Origin of the sequence: Bradyrhizobium sp. CCGE-LA001 (assembly GCF_000296215.2) — a bacterium.
In the GTDB taxonomy this organism is placed as follows: domain Bacteria; phylum Pseudomonadota; class Alphaproteobacteria; order Rhizobiales; family Xanthobacteraceae; genus Bradyrhizobium.
The window spans coordinates 3,614,888-3,640,106 of the sequence record NZ_CP013949.1; the positions used below are offsets into that span (position 1 = coordinate 3,614,888).

The following is a 25,219-nucleotide window of genomic DNA, read 5'->3' on the forward strand; positions in this document are numbered from 1 at the left end:
AAAGCAATTCCAGATCGGCCCATTGGGCCGCGGAAAGACAGTTTGTATGAATGACCACACGCGGCTCCGCGACGGCCACGGGCTGCACGGTGAGCTGGAGAGGTCGATGGCCGCGGTGGCGTTGGCCACTGGGCCGGCCGTCCCCGTGCAGGCGCCGGGAACCGGCGTCTATGCGGCGCTGGACCTCGGCACCAACAATTGCAGACTGCTGATCGCCTGTCCGACCCAGGACGGCTTTCGCGTGGTCGATTCCTTCTCGCGCATCATCCGGCTCGGCGAGGGCGTCTCGGCCACGGGCTGCATCAGCGAGGCCGCGATCGAGCGTGCCATCGCCGCGCTCAGCATCTGCCGCGACAAGATCAATCTGCGCAAGGCGCGCCGGCTCCGGCTGATCGCGACCGAAGCTTGCCGCGCAGCGTCGAATGCGGAAGGTTTCCGCAGCCGCGTCGCGGCCGAGACCGGCATCGAGCTCGAGGTGATCGACCGCGAGACCGAGGCGGCGCTCGCCGTGCTCGGTTGCTCGCCGCTGGTCGATCCCAGGGGCAGGGGGGCGATCCTGTTCGACATCGGCGGCGGCTCGACCGAGCTGGTGCGGATCGAGCGCGATCCGGAAAATCCCGAGCCGCGGATCCGGGCCTGGATGTCGATCCCGTTCGGCGTGGTCACGCTCGCCGAGCAGTTCGGCGGCCGCGACGTCACCCCGGAGATCTATGCCGCGATGGAGCGCGAGGTCGCCAATCACGTCGCGCCGTTTGCGGCGGAGCACGGCCGCGACCTCGCCGACATGCACCTGCTGGGCACGTCGGGCACGGTGACGACGCTCGCCGGCATCCATCTCAACCTCGCGCGCTACGACCGCCGCCGTATCGACAGCATCTGGATGAACGATGCCGACGTCACCGCAACCATCAACAAGCTGCTCGGCATGAGCTACGTGGAGCGCGCGGCCAACAATTGCATCAGCGTCGAGCGCGCCGATCTCGTGCTGGCCGGCTGCGCCATCCTCGATGCCATCAGGCATGCCTTCCCGCTGCCGCGGCTGCGCGTCGCCGATCGGGGCCTGCGCGAGGGCATGCTGGTCGAGATGATGCGCGAGGACGGCGCGCTCAGGAGCTGGTGAGATGGCCAAGGACACCACCGGCCGCTTGCACGTCCAGGTCAAGACCGGCGGCAAGCGCAAGCTCTCGTCGAAGCTGTGGCTGGAGCGGCAGCTCAACGATCCCTATGTCGCCAAGGCCAAGGCGGCCGGCTATCGCTCGCGCGCGGCGTTCAAGCTGCTGGAGATCGACGACAAGTTTCGTCTGCTGAAACCGGGCATGGCCGTGGTCGACCTCGGCGCGGCGCCCGGCGGCTGGAGCCAGATCGCGGCCAAGCGCGTCGGCTCCACGGAAGGCAAGGGCAAGGTCGTCGCGATCGACTTGCTGGAGATGCCGGAAATTCCCGGCGTCGATTTCGCGCAGCTCGACTTCATGGACAATGACGCTCCCGAGAAGCTGACCGCGATGCTCGGCGGCAAGGCCGACGTCGTGATGTCCGATATGGCCGCCAACACCACCGGCCATCGCAAGACCGACCAGCTTCGCATCGTCGGCCTGGTCGAGACCGCGGCCGCGTTCGCCTGCGACGTGCTCGAGCCCGGCGGCAGTTTCCTGGCAAAGACGTTCCAGAGCGGCGCCGACGCCGAGCTGCTGGCCCAGCTCAAGCGCGACTTCGCGACGGTGCGGCACGTCAAGCCCGCCGCGAGCCGCCAGGATTCCTCGGAGCGCTATGTGCTGGCGACCGGGTTTCGGGGCGCTGCCATGAGCCAGCCGTAGGTTCTCTTTCGATCAGGGTAGAGCGATCGCGCCGGCCGCTCTCATGATGCAACGCGCTTCGGCCTGAGAGCGGGCGGACGAACAGCCACTGGCGCGGATGTACGCAGTGCCGCCCACGTCGCGAATGAGCAATCCCTCTCCCTTAGCTCTTGTCGCCCTCGTGGAGATCGATGGCGCGCCTGGCGTGCCGTCGGTCGGGAGCCGAAGAGACCTGCGGTTCTCCACGAGGCGCCCTTGCGTAGGTCATCTTCACAGAGGTCTTGTGGGTCTCTCCGGGCCGGCTAGGCGAACAGAAAATCATTCGCGCTCAGATTCACAACGCCTGCGATCGTGAGGTCGTTATTTGCATCGAAGTGGATGATGGTCTCTCCCCCAGTCACCTCGATATTCAAGTCGTCAAAATCGTGGATGTCATTCCCCGCGAGGCCCATGAGATCGATCTTATCTTGGCCCTGTTCAAAAATGGCCGTGTCATGCCCGTTCTGGGCGGCGAAGACGAACCTATCCGCGCCGGATTCGCCAAACATGCTATCGTTTCCGATGCCGCTCACGAGGGTATCGTTGCCATCGCCTCCATTGAGGATATTTCCCGACCCACCAAACACTGTGAGTTGATCATTGCCTGTACCGCCAGCAAGGAAGCTCGATCCGAGTGAACCTGGCGCAACGGTTGCGGCCAGAACATCGTTTCCAGCGCCGCCATTCAGACGGTTCTCGGCAATCGAATCGTCTGTCACCGTAGGATCAGGAGTTGCTGAGAGAAACGCAGTGAGCTGGTCATCTCCGGCGCCGCCATTCAGGACATTCGCGACATCGTATAGAGCCTGCTCCAGACCAAATCCACCGTGGGCTACAGCGTCGAGATGCGCCGTCAGATTGTCTCGTCCAATACCTCCCTCGAGCTGATTGAGTGCGTGAACATACCCGCCGAGCGCGGTGGAGTCTGCGAGCAGACTGTCATTGCCGTTCCCGCCATCCAGATAATTCGTGACATCTGTGACGACGTTCTCCCCATCAGTGGAGTGGGTCGCCTCAAGGGTGTCGTTGCCGTCATCGCCCCAGAGCTGGTTGATACCCACCGGAGTCCTGGTATTGGAGTCGGTCAGGTTGAAGGCGCGCAAGACGTCGTCGCCCTGGCCCCCATGCAGCTCATTGCTGACAAAATCGGTCTGATTGGAAACGCCCTCGGCGCGTGCATTCAATTCATCGTTGCCGGCTCCGCCGAAGAGTAGGTTGCTGGCTGTGCCGTGGAGCGCGAAGAATGCCGTTTCGGCATGAGCGGTGACCCGGTCATCGCCCGCGCCGCCGTCGATGGTATTCAAGGCGATACTGTTTCCGACGGTGTTGCGACCGTCGGCAACGGCGTGAATGGTATCGTTGCCGCTTCCGCCGAACAAATCGGTCCTCACCGTTACATCTGCGAGCACAGGAAGCGCCACATTTGCGGTGGCACTGATGGTGTCGTCTCCGCTGCCGCCATCGAGCAGCACATCCGCTACCCGTTCCGGGCTCTGAGGCGCGTTCCCGCCTTGAAGAGTAACGGTCGCGCTGAGGTCGTCATTGCCTGTTCCGCCGAACTGAATGGCGAGTCCATGCCGGGGCGTATCGCCCTGCAGCACGACGACATTGGTCGTCAAATCGTCGTTGCCGCTGCCGCCGAACAACGCTGTCCGGTTCGATGCGCTGTCCAAATGATCATTGCCGGCAAGTCCCAAGACAATGTCGCCCTCGGCATGCGCGCTCAGGACATCGTCGCGTCTGCTGCCGATGATCAAACTGCTGACGGGGTCTAGGAGGGAGATCCAGTCGAACAGGCGAGAATCTGCTGCGAGAGTTCCGTCGGTTCGAAGCAATTGTTGAGCGGCTTGGCTTTTTGTTTGAATGGTATTCGCCATATTTTCCTCCTTGGACATCATATAATGAAGTCAATAACGCGGCGCCCGGATTGACTTCCGCGAAGCGCGCCCAACTGCGGATAAGCGCCTCGCGCTGCCGCCTCACGCGTTCAGCGTGTCGGCGCGCCATCGGGCCTCATCGGCGCCGATCTGCATCATTCTTCGGTAGGCTTCCGTTGCCGCAGCACCGCGAACTTCTGCAGGCGGGCGGCATTAAATCAAAAGTTGTATTAATGTCTAATCAAATTTAATCGAGCCAAATTAATTGAACCAATTTAATAGGAGCGCATTCAAATAGTGGGCCCCGCGAAAGCCCGCATCGGCAGGGAACCTGTGCTTGCCCGTCTACGAACGCTGCAGAGGCCTACCCCAGCCGCTGATCCCGCACGTCCTGCGTATCCTCGCTCGCCGCCTTGACCGCCGCCTTTTCGGCGCCCTTGCCCGCGCCCTTGCGGCTTGCGATCTCCACCGCCTTGCGGCCGGAGATCTCGTGGCCGGCATCAACAGGCATCTGCCAGAAGAACCAGCTCGAGGCCGCCGAGGTCAGCGCGACCACGACGAAAGCGGGCGCGAACACGGTGGCATTGAGCTCATTGACCTGGCTGAACCACATCGTGGTCTCGACGCAGGCTGCGCCGACGGCGACGCCGGCCGAGACTGCGAGCTGCTGGTTGACGCTGACGAGGGTGGTGGCGCGGCTCATCTGCGCGGTCTCGACCTCGGCATAGGCCACCGTGTTGATCGCGGTGAACTCAAGCGAGCGGAAGAAGCCGCCGACCACCAGGATCACCATGATGATGAGCAGCGGCGTCGTCACCGTGAACAGCGCACAGATTCCGAGGAAGAACGCGCTGACGATCGCGTTCACCGTCATGAGGTTGCGGAAACCGAAGGTGCGGATCAGGCGCGCCGCCAGCGTCTTCATGCCCATGGCGCCCAGCGAGGAGGCGAAGGTCACCAGACCCGAATGGAAGGGCGACAGGCCGAAACCCATCTGCATCAGAAGCGGCAGCAGGAAGGGCAGCGCGCCGATGCCGAGCCGGAACAGGAAGCCGCCGATCACGGCCGCGCGCAGCGTCGGCAGCTTCAGCAGCGAAAAGTCCAGGACCGGCGATCCCGTGCGCCGCGCATGCAGGACGTAGAGCGTCATCGAGATCGCGCCGCCCACGACCAGCGCGGCCACCGTGCTCCAGGGCAGCAAATTGAGCCCGGCCACCGACAGGCCGAATGCGATGCCGGCAAGCCCAATCCCCGCGAGCACCATGCCGTAGAGATCGAACGGCTCCTGCGTCTCGCTCTTGATGGGATCTATGTAGCGCAGCGCCATGAAGATGCCGAGCAGCCCGATCGGGATGTTGATCAGGAAGATCCAGTGCCAGGAGGCGTAGGTGGTGATGAAGCCGCCGAGCGGTGGCCCGATCACGGGACCGATCAGGGCAGGGACCGTCACCCAGGCCATCGCATTGACCAGCGCGCTCTTGTCGACCGAGCGCAGCAGCACGAGACGCCCGACCGGGGTCATCATCGCCCCGCCCATGCCTTGCAGGATGCGCGCGAACACGAAATCGGTAACCGACGTCGACAGCGCGCAGCCGACTGAGCCGACCATGAACACGCCGACCGCGATCGCGAACACCATGCGCGCACCGAAGCGGTCGGCAGTCCAGCCGCTCGCCGGGATGAACACCGCGAGCGACAACAGGTAGGAGGTGATCGCGAGCTTCAGCGTCAGCGGGCTGGTGCCGATATCGGCCGCGATCGCCGGCAGCGAGGTGGCGATCACCGTGGAGTCCATGTTCTCCATGAAGAGCGCAGTGGCCACGATCAGCGGGATGACGCGTTGCTTGTCGACCATGACGGATTGGTAATGAAAATCGGAAAGGACGGGTGGACTTGCGGCTTATCACCGCCGTCCGGCGACGACTATTGCGGATCGGCGCATGGCACCTAAATCCTGCGTGACGACGGTGTGCCTCCCGCGGTCGGACCCATCGACATTCTCTCGTCATTCCGGGGCGCGCCCCTTGGCGCGAGCCCGGAATCCATTGGGCCGCAGAGACCGCTGCCGGATGGATTCCGGGCCCGCGACTTCGTCGCGCCCCGGAATGAAGGTGGGTGGGGTCGCCCAGCCATCTACGTTGAACCGGCCATCCACGCTGAATTTACTCAAAAAGCCTGTGCATGGCTGGCCGGCGGTCCGAATTGCTTTGATTCGTCACGCAGCCGTGCTATCGACCCGCGTCAACCCCACCGATGGGCTCCGATTCTCAAGGCGTTGCCGCAAGGTACGCCGAGGGCGGCGCTCATCCATAAGCATTTGCGGCAGGGCCGCAGGAAGGAGTTGGCAGATGGCCACGGTGCAACTTCAGGGCATTCGCGAGGCCTTCACGTTCGACGACGTGCTGTTGAAGCCGGGCCTGTCGGACGTCATGCCGGGCGAGGTCGACATTCGCTCCCGCGTCACCCGCGCCATTCCGCTCAACATCCCGATCATGGCCTCCGCCATGGACACCGTCACCGAGGCACGCATGGCGATCGCCATGGCGCAGGCCGGCGGCCTCGGCGTCATCCATCGCAATTTCGATCCCGAGGGGCAGGCCGCCCAGGTCCGGCAGGTCAAGCGCTACGAGTCGGGCATGGTGGTGAACCCGCTCACCATCAGCCCCGATGCCACGCTCGACGATGCGCTCAAGCTGATGAGCGATCACGGCATCTCCGGCATTCCCGTCGTCACCGGCGCCGGCAAGAACATCCCCGGCAAGCTGGTCGGCATCCTCACCAACCGCGACGTCCGCTTTGCCACCGACCGCCGGCAAAAAGTCTCCGAGCTGATGACGCATGAAGGCCTCGTCACGGTGCGCGAGAATGTCAGCCAGGACGAGGCCCGGCGGATGCTGCACCAGCATCGCATCGAGAAGCTGCTCGTCGTCGACGATCAATATCGCTGCGTCGGCCTCATCACCGTCAAGGACATGGAGAAGGCGGTCGCCCATCCGCTCGCCTGCAAGGACGCGCAGGGGCGCCTCCGCGTCGCCGCCGCCACCACGGTGGGTGACAGCGGCTTCGAGCGCACCGAGCGGCTGATTGATGCCGGCGTCGATCTCGTCGTCGTCGACACCGCACACGGCCACTCCCGCCACGTGCTGCATGCGGTGAACCGCATCAAGCGCCTGTCCAATTCGGTGCAGGTCGTTGCCGGCAACGTCGCTACCACCGAAGGCGCGCAGGCGCTGATCGATTCCGGCGCAGATTGCATCAAGGTCGGCATCGGGCCGGGCTCGATCTGCACCACGCGCATCGTCGCCGGCGTCGGCGTTCCCCAACTCACCGCGATCATGGATGCGGTGGAAGCGGCGAAGAAGGCCGACGTTCCCGTCATCGCCGACGGCGGCATCAAGTTCTCCGGCGACCTCGCCAAGGCGCTTGCCGCCGGCGCGGATATCGCCATGGTCGGGTCGCTGCTCGCCGGCACCGACGAGACGCCTGGCGAAGTGTTCTTGTGGCAGGGCCGTTCCTACAAGGCCTATCGCGGCATGGGCTCGGTCGGCGCGATGGCGCGCGGCTCCGCCGATCGCTATTTCCAGCAGGACATCAAGGACACGCTCAAGCTGGTCCCTGAAGGCATCGAGGGCCAGGTGCCGTACAAGGGCCCGGTCGGCAACGTCATGCACCAGCTCGCGGGCGGCCTTCGCGCCGCGATGGGTTATGTCGGCGCGCGCGACATGAAGGAGCTGCACAGCAAGGCGCAGTTCGTCCGCATCACCGGCGCGGGCTTGCGCGAAAGCCACGTCCACGACGTCACCATCACGCGCGAGGCGCCGAACTATCCGGGCGGGGGTTAGTTCGCTCGGCCCCGTCTTCGGCAGCGCGCGAGCATGGGTCTCGGCGCGCTTGCCGCAGTTTCGGTGTCATGCCCCGCGAAGGCGGGGCATCCAGTACGCCGCGGCCTGTCGATTGATCACAACGTTCTCGGAGTACGGGATCGTCCGCCTTCGCGGACGATGACAGTTAGGGTGCGGCTCCGCCGCTTTTGTGTTGACGCGACTAAATTGCTTCGCTTCGCTCGCGATCACGAACACAACAGTGAGGAAGCCATCATGTCCCAAGCAAAACGCATCGTTCTCGCCGCGCGTCCTGTTGGCGAGCCCAAGCCGTCGGATTTTCGTCTGGAGGAATTCGCGGTGCCGACGCCTGGAGCAGGCGAGGTGCTGCTGCGCACGATCTGGCTCTCGCTCGATCCCTATATGCGCGGCCGCATGAGCGATGGCCCGTCCTATGCCGCACCGGTGCCGATCGGCGGCGTGATGGAGGGCGAGGGGGTCAGCGAGGTCGCGGCCTCCAACAACCCTGATTTCGCAGTCGGCGACATCGTGCGCATCCGGTCCGGCTGGCAGACGCACGCCATCTCCAACGGAAAGGGCCTGATCAAGGTCGATCCGAAGCTCGGTCCGGTCTCGACCTCCATTGGTGTGCTCGGCATGCCCGGCATGACGGCGTATACGGGCCTGCTCGACATCGGCAAGCCGCAAGAAGGCGAGACCGTCGTCGTCGCCGGTGCCTCCGGCGCGGTCGGCTCAGCCGTCGGCCAAATCGCCAAGATCAAAGGGGCGCGCGCGGTCGGCATCGCCGGCGGCAAGGACAAGTGCGACTACGTCGTGAAGGAACTCGGCTTCGATGCCTGCATCGATCACCGCGATCCTGATCTGGCGGCGAAGCTGAAGGATGCCTGCCCCAAGGGCATCGACGTCTATTTCGAGAATGTCGGCGGCGCCGTATTCGAGGCGGTGTTCCCCCTGCTCAATCCGTTCGCCCGCGTGCCGGTCTGCGGCCTGATCGCCCATTACAACGACACCGAGGCCAAGCCGCCGAAATGGGCCGCATCCATGATGCGGGCGACCCTGACCAAGCGGCTGACCTTCCGCGGCTTCATCGTCTCCGACTTCGCATCCCGCCATGGCGATTTTCTGCGCGACATGTCCGGCTGGGTCCGTGAGGGCAAGGTCAAGTACAAGGAGTTCGTCACCGAGGGCCTGGAGAGTGCACCCGGGGCCTTCATGGGCCTGTTGAAGGGCGCCAATTTCGGCAAGCAGCTGGTGCGGGTTGGGCCCGATAAGGCCTAGGACGACGGCATTGGGACTCCCGTGGCGCCTGAGCCACAGGCCGGGCGAGGATGGTTAACAAAGAGTCACCAAATGGTCACACCTGTCGGCAAAAGCCGCGGGTGTGACCGCCGGTTCATTGACGCCAACTCGAAGGCATTGAATCATCGCGCATATTTTAGGTGTAGCGATGTTAGAGCTCAGTGTTTTCTGCGTCATTCTGCTGGCCGCCGGCTATTGGGTGGCGATGTTCGTCATGGGCCGCCACGACGACGTCATCCACGGCAAGTTCGTTCACGACGAGGAGGTGGACGATTTTGCCCGACCTTCGATGCCGGCACCTCCGCCGCCGTTCCCGAAGCGGCCGGTCAAGGCTGCGCAGCCGGCCAGTCAGCCGCCTGCCGATAATCTTGCGGCAAAGCCGGTGAACAGCGCGGCGCTGCAATCCCTGCTGGCCGCGATCCAGCAGGATCTCAAGAGCGTCGCGTAGGGATACAGCGTTTTCGAGCGGAGTGGGCACCGGTTCGCGTGAAGAAAACGCGTCAAACAAGAATCTAGAGCTACGGTTCTGATTTAATCAGAACCGATAATGCTCTAGTGCTCGCCGCCCATCTGGGCGAGCAGCTCTTCGATGTCGACATCGCGCTGGCCCGCTGCTCTCGCGTGACGGACTTCGAGACTGTCGGGCCGGAAGCGATACTCAACCAAGCCGACTTCCTTGATTGCGATCCGGTCCTGTCGCTGATCGTTGATGACGAAGCCCGCTGATGGCGCCCAGACGTGCCGCGTGTGGCGGAAGGTGAAGTCGCGCCGCTGGTGCACGTGCCCACTGGCGATGAGGCGCAGGTCGACATGCGCGAAGATCTCGATCAGCCGCGCGCGCGTCGGCTGCGGCACGTAACGGATCGAGGTCTCCGGCGCTTCAGGGTCGTCGGGGAGGTTGAGGAATACCGGCTTGTGCAGAAACAGCGCAACCGGCATGCCGTTCACGCGCGAGATTTCCGAGGCGAGCCAGTCGAACTGCTCAGCCTCGAAGGCGAGCCCTGAATTCATCACCAGCGAATTGAGGCCGATGAAGTACCAGCCGGCGGCCTCGAACGACCAATGGTCCTCGCCGATGATCTCGCAGAATTGCCGGCGGTGCGCCTCACTCACCGGCGGCTTCGGCGCCGGCCCGATCGCGGTCGGATTGTCGCCGATGTCGTGATTGCCGGGCAGGTAGCGGCAGGCGACCGGCAGGGCGTCATGCAGGCTTTTGGCGAATGCGACGTCGTCGCGGCTGGTCGGCCCGTCGAAGGAGACGTCGCCGGTATTAATGACGAGGTCGGGCCTGTCGGCATCGATGTGCTCGCAGACACGATGGAAGTTTTCGATCAGGCCGGGGAAGCGCTGGCCGAGATGGGTGTCGGAGATCTGTGTGAGACGAAATTCGAACATGGCCGATCATAGGCCCGGCCGAACGTCGGAACGATGACGCTGCGCGCATCGTTCGCAGCGAACAAAGTTTAAAGCACGCGGTAGCGGATCGTGTAGCCGTCCTGCGGCGCGATCGGCCCGGCCAGTGGCGAGGCTATGCGGTCGGCGAGGTGCCAGGGGCCGAACTCGCTGCGATGCGGCTCGGCGGGCAGGCGGAGGCGGAATTCGAACGTGCCTTTGCCCGGCAGGTTCACCACCAGCACGCGATCCGCAGTGCGATGGTTGAGCGCTACCGCGCCGCGCAGCAGCGCGCGGCCATCGGCGAGGTCGCGCACGCCGTCGACTAGCGCCAGCGTCTGGTTGCGGTCGGTGTGCAGCTCGATCTGGGTGTCGGTGACCGCCGTCAGCATCTCCCGGGGCATACGGATCTCGAACTCGACCGCGGGCTTGGACGGGTTGAGGCCAAGATAGGCCAGCGCCGCGTGGCGCATGTCGTAGGCGGCGAAGCCGAACAGGAGGATCGCGGCCAGGGTGGCCAAGCCATGCCTGGCGACGTCGCGCCAGGTCCGGTAGCTCAGGCGAAAATACACCGTCATCGCCAGTGCCACCGCGAGCGCGGCAGCGATGCCCGCCAGCGCCGACATCAGAACGCCGTGCCGGCCGTCGGCGGATTGGGCGAAAAGGCTGGACAGGATGTTCATGGCGGCGCTCGCCTCGGTCCAAAAGGACCAAAATCGCTGTGATGATCGACGTTTGGTCGCCGCACCGGGAACGCCGGTTCAAGTCGTTCATTGTCAGGGCCAAAACGCGCCGCTAATGACGTCGGCGGCATTTCGCCTTCCGGGAAAGTTCCGATGTCCGTTCAAATGGTCCTGCTGCCGGTCTTCGTGCAGGTTGCTCTCACCTTCGCGCTGTTGATCGGCATGGTGCTGGCGCGCCGCAAGACGCTGGTCTCCGGCGAAACCAAGATCCGCGACATTGCGCTGGGCGAGCCGAACTGGCCCAAGGGCGCCACGCAAATCGCCAATTGCTACCGTAACCAGTTCGAGCTGCCGGTGCTGTTCTACGTCCTGATCGCGCTGGCCTTGCCGCTGCGCCGGGCCGATCTCTTCATTGTGCTGATGTCCTGGGTGTTCGTGGTGACGCGCTTTGCCCATGCCGGCGTCTTCGTCACCTCGAACGATCTCGGCCGCCGCTCCACGGTCTGGCTCGCCAGTGTGCTGGTGCTGCTGGCGATGTGGATCTACTTCGCGCTGAAGCTGCTCCTGCTGATCTGACGGCCTGCGCCGGCGCATCACGCGCAAAACAGAAACGTCTCGTCTAAAGGCATTCAAATGACGCCCGCTGCCCGGCTGTCCGCAGCCATCGAATTGATCGACACAATCGAGAAGGACCGCGTGCCCGCGGCCAAGGCGCTGAAGGAGTGGGGCACCGCGCACCGCTTCGCCGGTTCTGGGGACCGTGCCGCCATCGCCGGCCTGGTCTGGGACGTGCTGCGGCGCTACGCCTCCAGCGCCTGGCTCATGGACGCAGACACCGCGCGGGCCCGCCTGATCGGCATGCTGCGCCTCGAGCGCGGCATGGACACGGCCACCATGACCGCGCTGTGCGACGGCAGCCGGTTCGCGCCTGCGCCGCTCACCGAGGCCGAGCAGGCCGCGCTCGCCTCGCGCTCGCTCGCCGATGCCCCGGCCGCGGTTGCGGGCGATTATCCCGAATGGCTCGATTCGCACCTTGCAAAAGTGTTCGGCGAGGACCGCGCTCTTGAAGCCGCCGCGATGGCGAGCCGGGCTCCGCTCGACCTGCGCGTCAACACGCTAAAATCCAATCGGGACAAGGTGCTGAAGGCGCTTGCTCATCTTCATGCGAAACCGGCGCAATGGTCCGCAACCGGCCTGCGCATCGAGCTTTCGGCCGATGCGCGCAACCCCGGCATCCAGGCTGAGGAGGATTTCATCAAGGGCGGAATTGAAGTGCAGGATGAGGGATCGCAGCTTGCGGCCCAATTCACCGCGGCAAAACCCGGCGAGCAGGTGATCGATCTCTGCGCCGGTGCCGGCGGCAAGACGCTGGCGCTCGCAGCCCTGATGCAGGGCAAGGGCCGGCTGATCGCGACTGACCGCGACAAGCGCCAGCTCGCGCCCATTCACGAACGCCTGTCGCGCGCGGGCGTCCACAATGCGGATATCCGCACCCCCAAGGGCGAGGCCGATCCGCTCTCCGACATCCGCGCCTCGGCCGATCTCGTCGTGATCGACGCGCCCTGCACGGGAACCGGCACCTGGCGCCGCAACCCCGATGCCAAATGGCGGATGCGGCCGGGCGCGCTGGAGATTCGCCTGCGCGACCAGGCCGAGGTGCTGGAGCGAGCGGTTCCCCTGGTGAAGCCGGGCGGCCGGATCGCCTACATCACCTGCTCGGTGCTGTCCGAGGAGAACGGCGAGCAGGTGAGGGCCTTCGTCGCCCGCCATCCCGAGTTCGCGGTGGTCCCGCCGGAGCAGACCGCGAGCGTGCTTTGGGACAAGGCGGAGGCCTTCGGCGAGGCCGCGCTGCAATCCGACGAAGGCTGGCTGATGACGCCGCGGCGGACCGGCACGGACGGATTCTTCGTGTCGGTGCTGCGAAAGAGCGCCTGATCTCACTCCGCCCAAAAACAAAAGCCCCGCAGACCGGATCCCGGTCGCGGGGCTTTCTTTTTTAGCGTTCTGCCGGTACGTCCGCGGTCAGAACGTTGCGTGGGCGTTAGCCGACGCGGAGATTGTCAGCCGAGGACTTGCCGCTGCGACGATCGGCGACGATGTCGAACGAGACCTTCTGACCCTCGTTGAGGGAGGAGAGGCCAGCGCGCTCGACGGCGCTGATGTGCACGAACACGTCCTTCTGGCCGTCGTCCGGCTGGATGAAACCATAACCCTTTTGGGTGTTGAACCACTTCACGGTGCCCATAGCCATGGGAATTTCCTTTAGTTAGTTAGAGAGGTACGCACGCAGACCGGTACGCAGCATTGCGCCCATGGTCCTGATGAGTCGATGTTTGGAGAATTCATCTGAAGCGTGCGCGCCCGTAATCAACGAAGCGAAGCGGCCCAGTCGTTCGGCCAAGTATCGATGATCACAATATAGCGAGAATTTGGGGCCACTTCAAGGCACCACCCGTGACTCGGCGCCTCGCGCGACTTTGCTATTTTGCGGTGCAAATTAACCGCGCTCTCGCGTCCTAGTCGACGATGAAGAGGGTCGCGCCGGTGGCCGTCGAGGACCGATGGGCGGCGTCGCCGAAATCCGAGACCTGGTAGCTCATTCCCGCCGTCAGCTTGAATGTACGCCCGTCGCGCAGCTCGCTGTCGAGCTCGCCCTTCAGCACGTAGAGCACGTGCCCGCGATCGCACCAATGGTCGGCGAGATAGCCGGGCGAATACTCGACCATCCGCACCCGGAGATCGCCGATCTCGAGCGTCCGCCACTTGGCCTCGCCGCGCTCGCCGGGATGCGTGGTCGGCTCGACCTTGCTCCAATCAGTGACGGTGAAGGGCGAGGCGGGGAGTTGCATGGGGGGGGTCCTGTTTCAGAGCCGGCGGCGCTTCTGTTAGCGCACGCCGCTGGCGCAGTCTCCGTCGTTGCGATCGGCCCTCTTTCAGAGGTGGGCGCAATTAGGTCAATAATACTTACCCATGTACCGCCTGTCCATGCCCAAAGAAGCATGTGGGCGCGCCGCTGCCGCGGTTGCGGCGCGGGCGGCGCCAGCGTATTTGCTGGCCATGACAGCAGCACAGAACGACCGCTCCGCGTCGACGCCCTCGGTGGCCTCGGCGCACGACAAGATTCTCATCGTCGACTTCGGCAGCCAGGTGACGCAGCTGATCGCGCGCCGCGTGCGCGAGGACGGCGTCTATTGCGAGATCGTCCCGTTCAACAACGCGGAAGCTGCCTTCGACGAGATGAAGCCGAAAGCGGTGATTCTCTCCGGCGGCCCTGAATCGGTCCACGAGGCCGGCTCGCCCCGCGCCCCGCAAGCGATCTTCGATTCCGGTGTGCCCGTGATGGGCATCTGCTACGGCCAGATGACCATGGCGGCGCAGCTCGGCGGCGAGGTCGAGGGCGGCCATCACCGCGAGTTCGGCCGCGCCGATGTCGAGGTCAAGGCCGACAGCAAGCTATTCGCGGACGTCTGGTCGTCGGGCAGCAAGAACCAGGTCTGGATGAGCCATGGCGACCGCATCACGAAGATGCCGCCGGGCTTCTCAGTCGCCGGCACCTCGCCGAACGCGCCGTTCGCGATCATCCAGGACGAAAAGCGCAAATATTACGGCCTGATGTTCCACCCCGAAGTGGTGCACACGCCCGACGGCGCCAAGCTCATCCGCAACTTCGTCCGCAAGATCGCAGGTCTGTCCGGCGACTGGACCATGCGCGCCTTCCGCGAGGAGGAGATCGCCAAGATCCGCGCGCAGGTCGGCAAGGGCAAGGTGATCTGCGGCCTCTCCGGCGGCGTCGATTCCGCCGTCGCGGCCGTGCTGATCCACGAGGCCATCGGCGACCAGCTCACCTGCGTGTTCGTCGATCACGGCTTGCTGCGCCTCGACGAAGCCAAGACCGTCGTCGACCTGTTCCGCCACCACTACAACATCCCGCTCGTGCACGTGGACGCCTCGAAACAGTTCTTGGGCGAGCTCGAAGGCGTCACTGACCCCGAGGTGAAACGCAAGACCATCGGCCGCCTCTTCATTGAGGTGTTCGAGCAGGAGGCCAAGAAGATCGGCGGCGCCGACTTCCTCGCACAGGGCACGCTCTACCCCGACGTGATCGAGAGCGTCTCCTTCACCGGCGGTCCCTCGGTCACCATCAAGTCGCACCACAATGTCGGCGGTCTCCCCGAGCGCATGAACATGAAGCTCGTGGAGCCCCTGCGCGAGCTGTTCAAGGACGAGGTGCGCAAGCTAGGCCGCGAGCTTGGCCTGCCCGAAATCTTCGTCGGCCGCCACCCGTTCCCGGGCCCGGGCCTCGCCATCCGCTGCCCCGGCGAGATCACCCGCGACAAGCTCGACATCCTGCGGAAAGCAGACGCCGTCTACATCGACCAGATCCGCAAGCACGGCCTCTACGACGAGATCTGGCAGGCCTTCGCCGTGCTGCTCCCGGTGAAGACCGTCGGCGTCATGGGCGACGGCCGCACCTATGATTATGTCGTCGGCCTGCGCGCCGTCACCTCCACCGACGGCATGACCGCGGACTTCTACCAGTTCGATATGAAGTTCTTAGGGGAGACGGCCACGCGCATCATCAACGAGGTGAAGGGCGTGAACCGGGTGGTGTACGATGTGACCAGCAAGCCGCCGGGGACGATTGAGTGGGAGTAGGGGGCAGTCTTGCCAAGACCAAGGTGGCTGTAGGCGGATATAAATTTTGGCCAACTTAACTAAATCGGTCTGGAATATGCACGCCGTTACCACCACTTCTAGCTGCAATGGCTCGCCTGACTGATAGAAAAGAGCGAGGCAGTATCAGGGAGGAGGTCCCCGTATGCCAATTCCGGCCGATCATAGGCATCGATACGTTTATCACTTTTCGCATATCGACAATTTGCCTGGACTACTGAAAAACGGCTTTCTGTCGAACAATCATTCGAAATTCCCTAAGAAGCACCGCTCAATTGCCGCTGCAGGCATTCAAGAGCGCCGCGCTCAAATGGTGGTGCCTTGTGGACCAGGTGGCTGTGTCCACGACTATGTACCCCTGTATTTCGGCTCGATCAGCCCGATGTTGCTTGGCGTCGTCAATGCCAAGAATATTGATCAGTTTGATATACTCTATTTCGAGTTTCCTATAGAGTTGGCGGATCGGAACGATGTCGTTTTTACGGGCGCATCGGCCAACACGGTCGTGCCGCCCAATTTTTACACCGATCCGACCGATCTTGCTCAGCTCGATTGGGCTGCGATTGACAGCCTCAAATGGGGCAATGCCGACGAGAACTATCGCCATCGTCGCATGGCAGAGTTGCTCGTCCACGGTCAGCTGCCTGTGACGTCGGCTTCAAGATGCGTAGTCTGGAATGAATCGGTCAAGAAGCGGGTAGAGAAAATTGTTAATGGCGCTGCGTTTCCACCTATTGCCTATGAGAGTTCGTCTAGGCGCCACTGGTTCAATGATTTTGTGAACAAAAGTAATTGCAGCGTCGTGCAAGGACCCCGCGAAATCGGGATAAACTTCGCGAAAGCCTGTAAGCAAGTAAGGGAATACGCAGATGAACCAAGTCAACCATTCAGGTTCAAAAATCTGAAGAGCTTGCGCGATGGTCTGAGAGCGGATTTTGGTTGTCTGCCGCACACCTCTGAGTTGGTAGAGCTCAAATCTGAAAACGGGATGCACAAGCAAACGGTTGACGTTCACACAAAAGAGGTGGTCACGAAACTGCTCTCATTCCCTGAGTATCAGGCGTTGGAAAGCAAAGCGCAGATCGTTGGTGAGATTGCTGCCTATCTGCACGACATAGGTAAGGGGACGAAGTCGCGTTGGGACGGAAACGGTGGTGTTCAAAAGGTTGATCCCAATCATCCTGTTGGCGCTATGCCGATGATGGTGGAAATTTTGACCGAGCATGTTGAAACGGTCAGCGAAGCTTCGGCTGAGATGTTGATGAAGTTAGTATGTTATCACGATCTTGTTGGTGATGTACTCGGGAAGGGGCGTGACGAACAACAAATCGTTGATGTTGCCAACGACAAAGACGAGCTCGACATGCTGTTTATGCTCGGTAAGGCTGATGCTACTTCGCTTGCTGAGCATTGGTGGAATGAGTCAAAAGCCAAGGCTTTATATGATCGCTGCCTAGCAGCGATTGAGGAGGCATCGGAAACTTAAGTCATGCTCGAATTTACGCAAGGCGACATATTCGATTCTCAGGCCGATATCCGCGTCAACACTGTGAATTGTGTTGGCGTGATGGGTGCCGGTGTCGCTCTGGCATTCAAGCAGCGCTATCCAGCAATGTTCAAGGACTATCAGCGCGACTGCAGAAAGGGCCTTGTGAAGCCCGGAAGGATGCACGTCTGGAAATCGCTTTCCGGCGATTGGATAGTTAATTTTCCGACTAAGCGGGATTGGCGCGAACCGTCGCGGTATGAGGATATCGAGACGGGTTTGGATGATCTGCGCAAGTACCTTCACACGGTGGGGTCGGTTACGGTCGCGCTGCCGGCGCTTGGATGTGGTAACGGGGGGCTCGACTGGGGGCGGGTGTCGGGCATGATCCGAGAGAAGCTCGATGATGTCGATGCGCATGTGTTGGTTTTTGAGCCTGCCGCATCGCACCAAGCCGGACGCACGGCGGTCGAGGATCCCACGAGCGATGAGCTCAAAGCAGCTGAGAGACTTGGGTACCGATTCCTCAAGCTTAAGAACTTTCTCTCGACCGAGAGATCGACGCCAATTTATCTACGCGGAAATCAAGATTTGCTATCGCGGTCTTGGATCATCTTGGTCCCGTCGCGCGCGCCAGCCGATCGAGAGATTGCGGCACTGACTGCGATTGCGTCTGAGCTTGCTCGATCGGCAAATCGTACCACTGTCGCTCTCGTCCATAGCTCCCAAGCAAGTGAAGAGGTTGCTCAGCTATTCACCAGCAAGGGTATCGACACAGTTCTATTTCTTCCGTTTGGAATTCTCACCCGAAAGTCGGTTTCCAAGCTGCAAATTGCTTCCAATGCTCTGACATTGGTATCGTTTGCGCCTGCTAATGCCAAGTGGTCTCGATCGCTTTTCGCGCAAGCAATGGAGATGCTCCGCGCTAAAGCAGCCGCAATGCTACTATCGGACCCTGAGCCTGACTGGCTGATGAATAGGGGGATTGGCAAATGGGGACAAACGCCAATCTCCTTTATTCGCTATGGCACGATGCCCCTCCATTTGCTTGAGGCGCTCGAAAGCGCTGGGGCAATGCCCATCGGTCGTCGCGGTGAGAATGGCTCTCCTAATATTGACTATTTGAGCAGCAGAATAAGTTACGAACCGCGGTTGGATGTCGCCAATTCAGATGGCGGGTTTCAGCGGGAAACGTTGGAGGTTACGTCCGATACACTCGTTGCTTCTGTGTCTCTCAATCCGTCCACCCCACCGCCTGCACCCGTAACCGCAATGGCTACCGAATCCGACCCCGAAACCCTTGGCTGGATGCGCGGCTTCCCGGCGCCGCTCGACCGCACCATCACCTTCCAGGACGGCTCCTTCCGCAACTTTCCCGAACTGCGCTGGGCGTGGTCCAACATACGTCAGCTCGTCCCCACCGTGAACGTCTGGCGCGGAGCGGGGCCGGTATCGGGGCTGCCGCGCGCCGACCACGACATCGGCGCGGTCGCATCGACCACGATGGACGGGCGGCCCATGACGTTCGACAAGATGTTGGAGGAGACCTACACCGACGGCATCGCGGTGCTGCATCGTGGCCGGCTGATCTATGAGCGCTATTTCGGCGCGTTGAAGCCGCACAAGCCGCATATCGCGATGTCGGTGACGAAGTCGTTCACCGGCGTGCTCGCGGGCATGCTGGTCGCCGAAGGTAGGATCGATCCGCAAGCGCCGGTGACGGACTATGTGCCGGAGCTGAAGGCGAGCGCGTTTGGGGATGCGCGCGTGCACGAGGTCATGGATATGACCACGGGGCTGCTCTACACCGAGGTCTATACCGACAAGAATTCGGACGTGTGGGGCCTGCGACGCGCCAACGGCATGGCGCCGATCCCGCCGGGCTACGAAGGCGCGACCACCATCTTCGATTTCCTGATCGCGCAGAAGAAGCAGGGCGAGCACGGCAAGGCCTTTACCTACAAGACCGTCAACACCGACGTGCTGGCCTGGATCGTCAGGCGCGCCAGCGGCATGACGCTGTCCGACCTGCTGTCCGAGCGCATCTGGCAGCCGATGGGGGCGGAGGAGGACGCGCATTATCACGTCGACCGCATCGGCACCGAGAGCGGCGGCGGTGGGCTCTCCACGACGTTGCGCGATCTCGCCCGCTTCGGCGAGACCATGCGCAATCACGGCCGCTTCAATGGCCGCCAGATCGTGCCATCATCCGTGGTCGAAGACATCGCGCGCGGCGGCGACTCCGAGAAGTTTAAGCCGGCAGGCTACACCACGCTGCCGGGCGCCTCGTACCGAAACCAATGGTGGATCACGCACAACGCGCACGGCGCCTACATGGCGCGCGGCGTTCACGGCCAGGGCATCTACATCGATCCAAAGGCCGAGATGGTGATCGCGCGCTACGCCTCGCATCCCATGGCCGGCAATGCCGCCAATGATCCCGTCACGCTGCCGGCCTACATGGCGCTGGCGAAGGCGCTGATGGCGGGCGGGTAGGGTAGGCGCACGGCCGCGCCTCACATTCGGTGTCATCGCCCGACTTGATCGGGCGATCCAGTATTCCAGAGTCGCTTGTGATTGAGCCGATAGGGCGCGGCGTACTGGGTCGCCCGGTCAAGCCGGGCGACGACAGTGTGCCAAAACCGCAAGATCAGAGCGCCGCGGGCGAACTCTCGCCTCACTCGCGCGCCTCCTGCCAATGCGGATAGGTGACGTAGGCGGTCACCGCGCCTTGCTCATGCGAGCGGATCGTGACCGTCTCGCCCTTCGGCATATGGACGATCTCGCCGGGGCCCGCGGTCACGGTGCTGCCGTTGCTGGTGACCGAGAGCTTTCCTTCGAGGACGAGCATGACATCGTCGACCGTGAGCTTCTCGTCGAGATTCTGGTTCGGCGCGTAGCGGCCGAAGCCGATGGTGATCGGGCCGCCGTGGCGCTGGTCGATCACATTGCCGGCGAAGATATCGCCATCCTGTCCCGGCGAGCGTTCGAGCGAAGCGTCGGTGATGGCGAATTTGCGAACTTTCATGAGTTCCTTCCGTCTTGTGCAGGCTGGTTTGGCGGGGAGGGCACCGATAGACGTCTGGCCGGGTATTTGGTTCGCAAGGGCACGCGAGGCGGTTTGACGCAGCAACATCTGGCAATATAAGGATTGACTTATATTAGCGCTGATCGATATTCCGTGCCTCGCACGAAAGCGACAGGGAGAAGCGCAGATGGAGATCGACGTCGCCAGGGTCCTCGGGCTCGTCACGCGTTCAGTGAAGAATTTTGACAAAGACGGGAAAGCGGCGAGTGCCGTGACGCTGACGCGGCTTTACGACACCAGCGTCGACGATCTCTGGGACGCCGTGACCAGCAGGGAGCGTATCCCGCGCTGGTTCCTGCCGGTCGAGGGCGACCTTCAGATCGGCGGGAAGTATCAGCTCAAGGGCAATGCCGGCGGCACCATCACCGCCTGTACGCCGCCGACCCATTTCGCAGCGACGTGGGAATTCGGCGGCGCGGTGAGCTGGATCGACGTCAGCCTGGCTGCTGAACGAAGCCAGGCGCGTTTGACGCTTGAGCACACCGCGATCATCGAGGATCATTGGAATCAGTTCGGGCCCGGTGCGGTGGGCATCGGCTGGGACCTCGCGCTCGCGGGACTCGAGCGCTATCTTGCGACGGGGGCATCGGTGGACCATGAGACGGCCGAGGCATGGATGGGCTCGCCTGAAGGCAAGGAGTTCATGACGACCAGTGGCGAATATTGGCGCGCGGCGCACGTCGCAAGCGGCGTCGATCCGGCCGCGGCGAAAGAGCGCTCGGACCGCACCATCGCGTTCTATCGCGGCGAGATGCCGTCCGACATCGCCCATCCCGGCACAGGAAGCTGATGCACGTCTTCGAGGTCCTCGCCGATCCCGTGCGCCGTCGCATCCTCGAGCTGCTCGGCCAAAACGAAATGGCCTCCGGCGAGGTCGTCGATGTGATCGGGGCCGAATTCGGCATCACGCAGGCCGCGGTCTCGCAGCACCTCAAGGTACTGCGAGAGAGCGGCTTTGCCGTCGTCCGCGCCGAGGCGCAACGGCGCCTTTATTCGGTCGACGTTGCAGGGCTGCGCGCTGTCGATGCGTGGATCGGCCAGTTCAGGACTTTCTGGGAGCCGAAGCTGGACGCGCTGGCAACCGAGATCGCGCGCGGCAAGCGCGAGCGCCGCAATGCGCCGATCACCAAGCGGAGCGGAAAGAGGGCTTGAGGGTGCTGCAAACCTGGTGGTGAAGAAGCCGGGTCACGCAGGATGCGGACCCGGCTCGCAATACTCGATCAGCAGTTCGGTGAGAACCCGTATCTTTCGTGCCGGATGCTGGCCCGGAGGGCGGATCACATAGGCACCCGCGGGAGGCGGAGGATACCGTGTCATCACCGGGACAAGCGCGCCGGACGCGAGATGTGCATGGGTGAGGCGATCGGGAAGGTAGGCGATCCCGAGTCCTGCCGTTGCGGCGGCAAGGAGCGCTGTGCCGTTGTCGGCCTTGAAGCGCCCCTGCGGACGAACCGTGATGATCTTGTCGCCATCCATGAGTTGCCACGCTTCGGTGCCTTGCATCAGCGCCTCATGGGCGACGAGCTCCTCCGGCGACTCCGGCGATCCGTTGGCGTTGATGTAGTCAGGGCTCGCGAGAAGCTTCCCATGGATTGGGCCGATGCGTCTCGCAATCAGATTGGAGTCCTGAAGATAGCCGATCCGTATCGCGCAATCATAGCCGTCGGCGACGAGATCGACGAAGCGATCGCTGTAGCAGGTGTGGAGCTGGAGATGGGGATGGCGGCGCGCCATTTCTGCAAGGATGGGAGCAAAGTGCGTCGGGCCGAATGAAAGCGGCACTGCGACCCGCAAGCGGCCGCGCAGGTCTCCGGCGGGCAGGATCGCTTCCCTCGCTGCGTCGATCTCGGCGCGGACCCTGGCTGCATAGTCTCGGAACGTGACGCCGGCCTCCGTGAGCGCAGCTCCGCGGGTGGTTCTTGCAAGAAGTTGGACGCCAAGTTCAGCTTCGAGCCGGAGAAGCCGACGACTGACGATCGATTTCGCGACCCCCAGCCGGGCCGCAGCGGACGAAATTCCTCCGGCGTCGGCAACTTCGACGAATGTCCGTATCTCTTCGATATCCAACAGCGTTCCCCGTTCGGCGACACAGCGTTCCGCGGCGGCACACTATCGTATCGCATCGGGGAACGCCAATGTCGGTGTCGGGCGACGTCGCTGCTGACGTGCGCCTCCGAACCAATGCCGCTCACGACGGCAGTAAAGGATGCAACGATGACTTTTCGTAACGGCCTTGCTTCGCTTCTTCGCCCCGAAGATTCGGTGCTCGTCTTGATTGACCACCAGCCTTACCAGCTTGCCAACGTGAACAGCCATGAACCGCAGATGGTGATCAACAATACGGCCGGTCTCGCCAAGGCCGCCAAAGCCTTCGGCGTCCCCACCATCCTGACCACGGTGATCGCTGAACGCGGTGGCCTTCTTTTCCCTCAGATCACGGAGGTTTTCCCCGGCCAGGAGGTGATCGATCGGACGTTCATCAACACCTGGGAGGATCGAAAGGTGGTGGACGCAGTCAAGGCCACGGGCCGCAAGCAGCTCATCATCGCGGGCCTGTGGACCGAGATCTGCGTCGCGATGCCGGCGATCCAGGCGCGCGGCGAAGGCTGGGATGTCACGGTGGTCACTGACGCCTCTGGCGCCGTTTCGGTGGAGGCCCATCAGGTCGCAATCCAGCGCATGATCGCGGGCGGCGTGAATATGATGACCTGGCTGGCGGTCGCGGCCGAATGGCAGCGCGACTGGGCGCGGATCGATCAAGCTGTCGCGCTCACGAAGGTGATCACCGAACATGCCGGCGGAAGCGGCATCGCGTATCTGTGGGAGCAGCAGCTGCTCAACACGCCCGTGCCGCGCTGACGCAAGATGATCTGACCGTGTAAGGAGCCAGCGGCCGCAAAGCGTGGGCCGCTGGCACAGTCCATCCACCTGGCCTCCGGCGCTGGCGCATAGCGAATTCACTGATCCCGTCAGGGTCTCGCCATCTTCTCGAACTTCTTCACCAGCCGCTCGCGCTTCAGCCGCGACAGCCGCTGGATCCAGAATAGGCCGTCGAGCTGGTCGATCTCGTGCTGATGGCACACGGCGCGCAAACCTTCCGACTCCTCGCTGTGCACGTCGCCGTCGAGATCCTGATAGCTGACCCGCACGCGGCCGTGGCGCTGCACCTCGTCGTTGACTCCAGGCATCGAGACGCTGCCCTCGCGATGCAGGATCATCTCGGGCGAAGCCCACTCGATCTGAGGATTGACGTAAGTTTGCGCGCCGTCCTTGGCCTCGAGCTCCAGCACCACGACCCGCAAGGGCACGCCGATATGCGGCGCGGTGATGCCGATGCCGGGCGCGGCGCGCATGGTGTCGAGCAGATCCTGCGCGAGCGCGCGCAAGGCGTCGTCGAACGCGGTGACGGGACGGGCAGGGCTCGCGAGCCGGCGGTCGGGATAGCGGAGGATGGGGCGGATGGTCATGCTCGCTCCTACCACTCACGGATCGTTGAAGCACCCCTCTCTTGATAGTCTACCGACTAGAAGGTAGATGGTCCCGTATGAGCAATGTTTCCTCCACCGCCGACGACATTCTCGCCTGCGCGCGCACGCTGATCATCGCGGGCGGCTACAACGGCTTCAGCTACGCCGACATCGCCGATGTCGTTGGCGTCCGCAAGCCGAGCATCCACCACCATTTCGCCAGCAAGGTCGATCTGGTCCGCACCTTGGTGTCGCGCTATCGCGAGGAGGCGCAAGCGGGACTGTCGACACTGGAACGCAACGTCGCCGACCCCGCCGAGCAGCTCAAAAGCTACATGGCTTATTGGGAGGCGTGCATCAAGGATGCGACGGCTCCGTTCTGCGTCTGTGCGCTGCTGGCCAGCGAGCTTCCGATTTTGCCGGAGGAAGTGGCTCTCGAAGTCCGCGCGCATTTCCGTTTCCTCGGGGCGTGGCTGGCTTCGGTGTTGGAGCGCGGCAAGCGGCAAGGGCGGCTGCATCTCTCGAGCACGGCGCGGGTCGAAGCCGAAGGATTCATGGCGACCGTTCACGGCGCGATGTTGTCGGCGCGCGCCTATGGTGATCCCAAGATGTTCGGCACCATCACCCGGCCGCTGCTGGAACGGCTTTCCACCAGGCACTGACGAGATCGACACGCGCTGTAAGCCGTTTTGGTGATGACGCTTGTCGCGTAAACTACCAACTAGTAGGTAAGGAGACTGCAATGAAACCTTATGACGTCGCTTTGGAGACCGCTGAAGATACGCACTGGCTGAAACAGTATTATTTCCTTCGTGGCGCGTTTTCCGTCGCCTGGGTCGTTGCGGCCATCGCCATCGCGCCGTCATCGGCTGCGGTGGCAGCGGCGTTGCTCGTCGCTTATCCCGCCTGGGACGCCGCGGCCAACTACCTCGACGCGCTTCGAAGCGGCGGGCTGAACCAGAACCGCACACAAGGCTTCAACGTGCTGGTCAGCCTCGCGACCACCATCGCGGTCATCCTGGCCTTGCAGGTCAGCATGAACTGGGTGGTCGGAATCTTCGGGGCCTGGGCGATTCTGTCCGGGTTGCTCCAGCTCGGCACGGCCGTGCGGCGCTGGAAGAGTTTTGGCGCGCAGTGGGCGATGGTGCTCAGCGGTGGCCAGTCGGCTCTCGCAGGCGGCTTCTTCATCTTCCAGGCCACGATGTCCGCAATCCCGTCGATCGCGAACGTCGCGGGCTATGCCGCGGTCGGCGCGCTCTACTTCCTGGTCTCGGCGGTCTGGCTGACCGTTACCGGGTGGCGTCGCGGCGCGGCCGCCTGAAGTCACGCAACGGACGTCACGCCGGATGCGGCGTGACGTCCTATGGGATTACGCCAATCGTGGAGGTGTTTTGCCCGACGTGTCAAACTGTCTGTGACATGTCCGACATGGAAAGCGTGAGTCGCCGGGTGCCAAAGGCTGCTCGCTAAGTCATTGATCCCGCAGGGGCCGGCTACTGTGCATGGGGTTGTTTTCGCACTTGGGTTGGCGGCTCGCGGTAACGTGCTACGAAACTGACGTCGCAGTGTCGGCCGGCGC

At 63.0% G+C, this 25,219-nt stretch carries 24 protein-coding genes and 1 pseudogene; 16 read left to right on the plus strand and 9 right to left on the minus strand.

Features of this window, described 5'->3' with window-relative positions; genetic code table 11:
- The first annotated feature begins 46 nt into the window (after window positions 1–46).
- Together BCCGELA001_RS16565 and BCCGELA001_RS16570 are read left to right on the plus strand one after the other, a co-directional pair.
- Window positions 47–1,120, plus strand: coding sequence for a Ppx/GppA phosphatase family protein (locus tag BCCGELA001_RS16565; RefSeq protein ID WP_060735811.1), 1,074 nt, complete (start codon window positions 47–49; stop codon window positions 1,118–1,120).
- A gap of 1 nt (window position 1,121) precedes the next feature.
- Window positions 1,122–1,814 carry an RlmE family RNA methyltransferase gene (locus BCCGELA001_RS16570; RefSeq protein ID WP_008552175.1) on the plus strand — a complete coding sequence of 231 codons (693 nt, stop codon included), beginning with the start codon at window positions 1,122–1,124 and terminating at the stop codon, window positions 1,812–1,814.
- Window positions 1,815–2,095: 281 nt separating this feature from the next.
- Here the strand turns inward: BCCGELA001_RS16570 and BCCGELA001_RS16575 are convergent, their stop codons facing one another.
- Window positions 2,096–3,709 (minus strand): calcium-binding protein, encoded by a 1,614-nt coding sequence (locus BCCGELA001_RS16575; protein WP_158511623.1) that lies wholly within the window; start codon window positions 3,707–3,709, stop codon window positions 2,096–2,098.
- Window positions 3,710–4,073: 364 nt separating this feature from the next.
- Window positions 4,074–5,564: an MDR family MFS transporter gene (locus tag BCCGELA001_RS16580; RefSeq protein WP_060735813.1), complete on the minus strand. Its 1,491-nt coding sequence runs from the start codon at window positions 5,562–5,564 to the stop codon at window positions 4,074–4,076.
- Window positions 5,565–6,057: 493 nt separating this feature from the next.
- Here BCCGELA001_RS16580 and guaB point away from each other — a divergent pair, with 493 nt between their 5' ends.
- From guaB to BCCGELA001_RS16595, 3 genes are all read left to right on the plus strand, one after another.
- Window positions 6,058–7,551: an IMP dehydrogenase gene (gene guaB, locus BCCGELA001_RS16585; protein WP_060735814.1), complete on the plus strand. Its 1,494-nt coding sequence runs from the start codon at window positions 6,058–6,060 to the stop codon at window positions 7,549–7,551.
- 255 nt (window positions 7,552–7,806) lie between these two features.
- On the plus strand, window positions 7,807–8,829 hold the full coding sequence (locus BCCGELA001_RS16590; protein ID WP_008552146.1) for an NADP-dependent oxidoreductase: 1,023 nt from the start codon (window positions 7,807–7,809) through the stop codon (window positions 8,827–8,829).
- A gap of 169 nt (window positions 8,830–8,998) precedes the next feature.
- Complete coding sequence (locus BCCGELA001_RS16595) at window positions 8,999–9,298, plus strand: hypothetical protein (RefSeq protein WP_060735815.1); 300 nt, start codon at window positions 8,999–9,001, stop codon at window positions 9,296–9,298.
- A gap of 104 nt (window positions 9,299–9,402) precedes the next feature.
- On the opposite strand, the gene BCCGELA001_RS16600 is transcribed toward BCCGELA001_RS16595, so the two are convergent.
- Together BCCGELA001_RS16600 and BCCGELA001_RS16605 are read right to left on the minus strand one after the other, a co-directional pair.
- On the minus strand, window positions 9,403–10,245 hold the full coding sequence (locus BCCGELA001_RS16600) for a metallophosphoesterase family protein (protein ID WP_060735816.1): 843 nt from the start codon (window positions 10,243–10,245) through the stop codon (window positions 9,403–9,405).
- Between the two features lie 68 nt (window positions 10,246–10,313).
- Window positions 10,314–10,925 (minus strand): hypothetical protein, encoded by a 612-nt coding sequence (locus BCCGELA001_RS16605; protein ID WP_060735817.1) that lies wholly within the window; start codon window positions 10,923–10,925, stop codon window positions 10,314–10,316.
- A 153-nt stretch (window positions 10,926–11,078) separates the two neighbouring features.
- Here BCCGELA001_RS16605 and BCCGELA001_RS16610 point away from each other — a divergent pair, with 153 nt between their 5' ends.
- Together BCCGELA001_RS16610 and BCCGELA001_RS16615 are read left to right on the plus strand one after the other, a co-directional pair.
- Complete coding sequence (locus BCCGELA001_RS16610) at window positions 11,079–11,501, plus strand: MAPEG family protein (RefSeq protein WP_060735818.1); 423 nt, start codon at window positions 11,079–11,081, stop codon at window positions 11,499–11,501.
- Between the two features lie 57 nt (window positions 11,502–11,558).
- The gene (locus tag BCCGELA001_RS16615) at window positions 11,559–12,860 is read left to right on the plus strand and encodes an RsmB/NOP family class I SAM-dependent RNA methyltransferase (RefSeq protein ID WP_060735819.1); all 1,302 of its coding nucleotides are present in this window, start codon (window positions 11,559–11,561) and stop codon (window positions 12,858–12,860) included.
- A gap of 106 nt (window positions 12,861–12,966) precedes the next feature.
- Here BCCGELA001_RS16615 and BCCGELA001_RS16620 read toward each other — a convergent pair whose 3' ends face one another.
- Together BCCGELA001_RS16620 and BCCGELA001_RS16625 are read right to left on the minus strand one after the other, a co-directional pair.
- On the minus strand, window positions 12,967–13,176 hold the full coding sequence (locus tag BCCGELA001_RS16620) for a cold-shock protein (protein WP_008141931.1): 210 nt from the start codon (window positions 13,174–13,176) through the stop codon (window positions 12,967–12,969).
- 265 nt (window positions 13,177–13,441) lie between these two features.
- Window positions 13,442–13,774, minus strand: a complete 333-nt coding sequence (locus BCCGELA001_RS16625) for a DHCW motif cupin fold protein (RefSeq protein ID WP_060735820.1) — start codon at window positions 13,772–13,774, stop codon at window positions 13,442–13,444.
- Between the two features lie 208 nt (window positions 13,775–13,982).
- On the opposite strand from BCCGELA001_RS16625, the gene guaA reads away from it, so the two are divergent.
- From guaA to BCCGELA001_RS38845, 4 genes and pseudogenes are all read left to right on the plus strand, one after another.
- On the plus strand, window positions 13,983–15,581 hold the full coding sequence (guaA, locus tag BCCGELA001_RS16630) for a glutamine-hydrolyzing GMP synthase (protein ID WP_060737689.1): 1,599 nt from the start codon (window positions 13,983–13,985) through the stop codon (window positions 15,579–15,581).
- Window positions 15,582–15,744: 163 nt separating this feature from the next.
- Window positions 15,745–17,085 (plus strand): DUF4433 domain-containing protein, encoded by a 1,341-nt coding sequence (locus BCCGELA001_RS16635; RefSeq protein WP_083543354.1) that lies wholly within the window; start codon window positions 15,745–15,747, stop codon window positions 17,083–17,085.
- 81 nt (window positions 17,086–17,166) lie between these two features.
- Window positions 17,167–17,403, plus strand: a pseudogene (locus tag BCCGELA001_RS39445) (macro domain-containing protein); the annotation flags it as partial.
- Window positions 17,404–18,357: 954 nt separating this feature from the next.
- A complete protein-coding gene (locus tag BCCGELA001_RS38845) occupies window positions 18,358–19,581 on the plus strand; it encodes a serine hydrolase domain-containing protein (protein ID WP_008552083.1) in 1,224 nt (407 codons plus the stop codon).
- A gap of 181 nt (window positions 19,582–19,762) precedes the next feature.
- Here BCCGELA001_RS38845 and BCCGELA001_RS16645 read toward each other — a convergent pair whose 3' ends face one another.
- The gene (locus BCCGELA001_RS16645; RefSeq protein ID WP_008552081.1) at window positions 19,763–20,113 is read right to left on the minus strand and encodes a cupin domain-containing protein; all 351 of its coding nucleotides are present in this window, start codon (window positions 20,111–20,113) and stop codon (window positions 19,763–19,765) included.
- Between the two features lie 187 nt (window positions 20,114–20,300).
- On the opposite strand from BCCGELA001_RS16645, the gene BCCGELA001_RS16650 reads away from it, so the two are divergent.
- Both BCCGELA001_RS16650 and BCCGELA001_RS16655 read left to right on the plus strand, forming a co-directional pair.
- Window positions 20,301–20,963, plus strand: a complete 663-nt coding sequence (locus BCCGELA001_RS16650) for an SRPBCC family protein (protein ID WP_060735821.1) — start codon at window positions 20,301–20,303, stop codon at window positions 20,961–20,963.
- On the plus strand, window positions 20,963–21,325 hold the full coding sequence (locus BCCGELA001_RS16655; protein WP_008552076.1) for an ArsR/SmtB family transcription factor: 363 nt from the start codon (window positions 20,963–20,965) through the stop codon (window positions 21,323–21,325). The genes BCCGELA001_RS16650 and BCCGELA001_RS16655 overlap by 1 nt, the downstream gene beginning before the upstream one ends.
- Before the next feature lie 33 nt (window positions 21,326–21,358).
- On the opposite strand, the gene BCCGELA001_RS16660 is transcribed toward BCCGELA001_RS16655, so the two are convergent.
- Window positions 21,359–22,240 carry a LysR family transcriptional regulator gene (locus tag BCCGELA001_RS16660; RefSeq protein ID WP_008552075.1) on the minus strand — a complete coding sequence of 294 codons (882 nt, stop codon included), beginning with the start codon at window positions 22,238–22,240 and terminating at the stop codon, window positions 21,359–21,361.
- A gap of 147 nt (window positions 22,241–22,387) precedes the next feature.
- Here BCCGELA001_RS16660 and BCCGELA001_RS16665 point away from each other — a divergent pair, with 147 nt between their 5' ends.
- Window positions 22,388–23,032 (plus strand): hydrolase, encoded by a 645-nt coding sequence (locus tag BCCGELA001_RS16665; RefSeq protein ID WP_008552074.1) that lies wholly within the window; start codon window positions 22,388–22,390, stop codon window positions 23,030–23,032.
- 110 nt (window positions 23,033–23,142) lie between these two features.
- On the opposite strand, the gene BCCGELA001_RS16670 is transcribed toward BCCGELA001_RS16665, so the two are convergent.
- Complete coding sequence (locus BCCGELA001_RS16670; RefSeq protein WP_008552073.1) at window positions 23,143–23,640, minus strand: peptide deformylase; 498 nt, start codon at window positions 23,638–23,640, stop codon at window positions 23,143–23,145.
- Between the two features lie 77 nt (window positions 23,641–23,717).
- Here BCCGELA001_RS16670 and BCCGELA001_RS16675 point away from each other — a divergent pair, with 77 nt between their 5' ends.
- Together BCCGELA001_RS16675 and BCCGELA001_RS16680 are read left to right on the plus strand one after the other, a co-directional pair.
- Window positions 23,718–24,302: a TetR/AcrR family transcriptional regulator gene (locus BCCGELA001_RS16675; protein ID WP_008552072.1), complete on the plus strand. Its 585-nt coding sequence runs from the start codon at window positions 23,718–23,720 to the stop codon at window positions 24,300–24,302.
- A gap of 80 nt (window positions 24,303–24,382) precedes the next feature.
- Complete coding sequence (locus tag BCCGELA001_RS16680) at window positions 24,383–24,961, plus strand: DUF308 domain-containing protein (protein ID WP_008552071.1); 579 nt, start codon at window positions 24,383–24,385, stop codon at window positions 24,959–24,961.
- Window positions 24,962–25,219 lie beyond the last annotated feature (258 nt).

Excerpts from the sequence above, each read along its gene's own strand:
- BCCGELA001_RS16565 (WP_060735811.1), top strand. The coding sequence starts at position 47 with ATGAATGACCACACGCGGCTCCGCGACGGCCACGGGCTGCACGGTGAG.
- BCCGELA001_RS16570 (WP_008552175.1), top strand. The coding sequence starts at position 1,122 with ATGGCCAAGGACACCACCGGCCGCTTGCACGTCCAGGTCAAGACCGGC.
- BCCGELA001_RS16575 (WP_158511623.1), bottom strand. The coding sequence starts at position 3,709 with ATGGCGAATACCATTCAAACAAAAAGCCAAGCCGCTCAACAATTGCTT.
- BCCGELA001_RS16580 (WP_060735813.1), bottom strand. The coding sequence starts at position 5,564 with ATGGTCGACAAGCAACGCGTCATCCCGCTGATCGTGGCCACTGCGCTC.
- guaB (WP_060735814.1), top strand. The coding sequence starts at position 6,058 with ATGGCCACGGTGCAACTTCAGGGCATTCGCGAGGCCTTCACGTTCGAC.
- BCCGELA001_RS16590 (WP_008552146.1), top strand. The coding sequence starts at position 7,807 with ATGTCCCAAGCAAAACGCATCGTTCTCGCCGCGCGTCCTGTTGGCGAG.
- BCCGELA001_RS16595 (WP_060735815.1), top strand. The coding sequence starts at position 8,999 with ATGTTAGAGCTCAGTGTTTTCTGCGTCATTCTGCTGGCCGCCGGCTAT.
- BCCGELA001_RS16600 (WP_060735816.1), bottom strand. The coding sequence starts at position 10,245 with ATGTTCGAATTTCGTCTCACACAGATCTCCGACACCCATCTCGGCCAG.
- BCCGELA001_RS16605 (WP_060735817.1), bottom strand. The coding sequence starts at position 10,925 with ATGAACATCCTGTCCAGCCTTTTCGCCCAATCCGCCGACGGCCGGCAC.
- BCCGELA001_RS16610 (WP_060735818.1), top strand. The coding sequence starts at position 11,079 with ATGTCCGTTCAAATGGTCCTGCTGCCGGTCTTCGTGCAGGTTGCTCTC.
- BCCGELA001_RS16615 (WP_060735819.1), top strand. The coding sequence starts at position 11,559 with ATGACGCCCGCTGCCCGGCTGTCCGCAGCCATCGAATTGATCGACACA.
- BCCGELA001_RS16620 (WP_008141931.1), bottom strand. The coding sequence starts at position 13,176 with ATGGCTATGGGCACCGTGAAGTGGTTCAACACCCAAAAGGGTTATGGT.
- BCCGELA001_RS16625 (WP_060735820.1), bottom strand. The coding sequence starts at position 13,774 with ATGCAACTCCCCGCCTCGCCCTTCACCGTCACTGATTGGAGCAAGGTC.
- guaA (WP_060737689.1), top strand. The coding sequence starts at position 13,983 with ATGACAGCAGCACAGAACGACCGCTCCGCGTCGACGCCCTCGGTGGCC.
- BCCGELA001_RS16635 (WP_083543354.1), top strand. The coding sequence starts at position 15,745 with ATGCCAATTCCGGCCGATCATAGGCATCGATACGTTTATCACTTTTCG.
- BCCGELA001_RS38845 (WP_008552083.1), top strand. The coding sequence starts at position 18,358 with ATGGCTACCGAATCCGACCCCGAAACCCTTGGCTGGATGCGCGGCTTC.
- BCCGELA001_RS16645 (WP_008552081.1), bottom strand. The coding sequence starts at position 20,113 with ATGAAAGTTCGCAAATTCGCCATCACCGACGCTTCGCTCGAACGCTCG.
- BCCGELA001_RS16650 (WP_060735821.1), top strand. The coding sequence starts at position 20,301 with ATGGAGATCGACGTCGCCAGGGTCCTCGGGCTCGTCACGCGTTCAGTG.
- BCCGELA001_RS16655 (WP_008552076.1), top strand. The coding sequence starts at position 20,963 with ATGCACGTCTTCGAGGTCCTCGCCGATCCCGTGCGCCGTCGCATCCTC.
- BCCGELA001_RS16665 (WP_008552074.1), top strand. The coding sequence starts at position 22,388 with ATGACTTTTCGTAACGGCCTTGCTTCGCTTCTTCGCCCCGAAGATTCG.
- BCCGELA001_RS16670 (WP_008552073.1), bottom strand. The coding sequence starts at position 23,640 with ATGACCATCCGCCCCATCCTCCGCTATCCCGACCGCCGGCTCGCGAGC.
- BCCGELA001_RS16675 (WP_008552072.1), top strand. The coding sequence starts at position 23,718 with ATGAGCAATGTTTCCTCCACCGCCGACGACATTCTCGCCTGCGCGCGC.
- BCCGELA001_RS16680 (WP_008552071.1), top strand. The coding sequence starts at position 24,383 with ATGAAACCTTATGACGTCGCTTTGGAGACCGCTGAAGATACGCACTGG.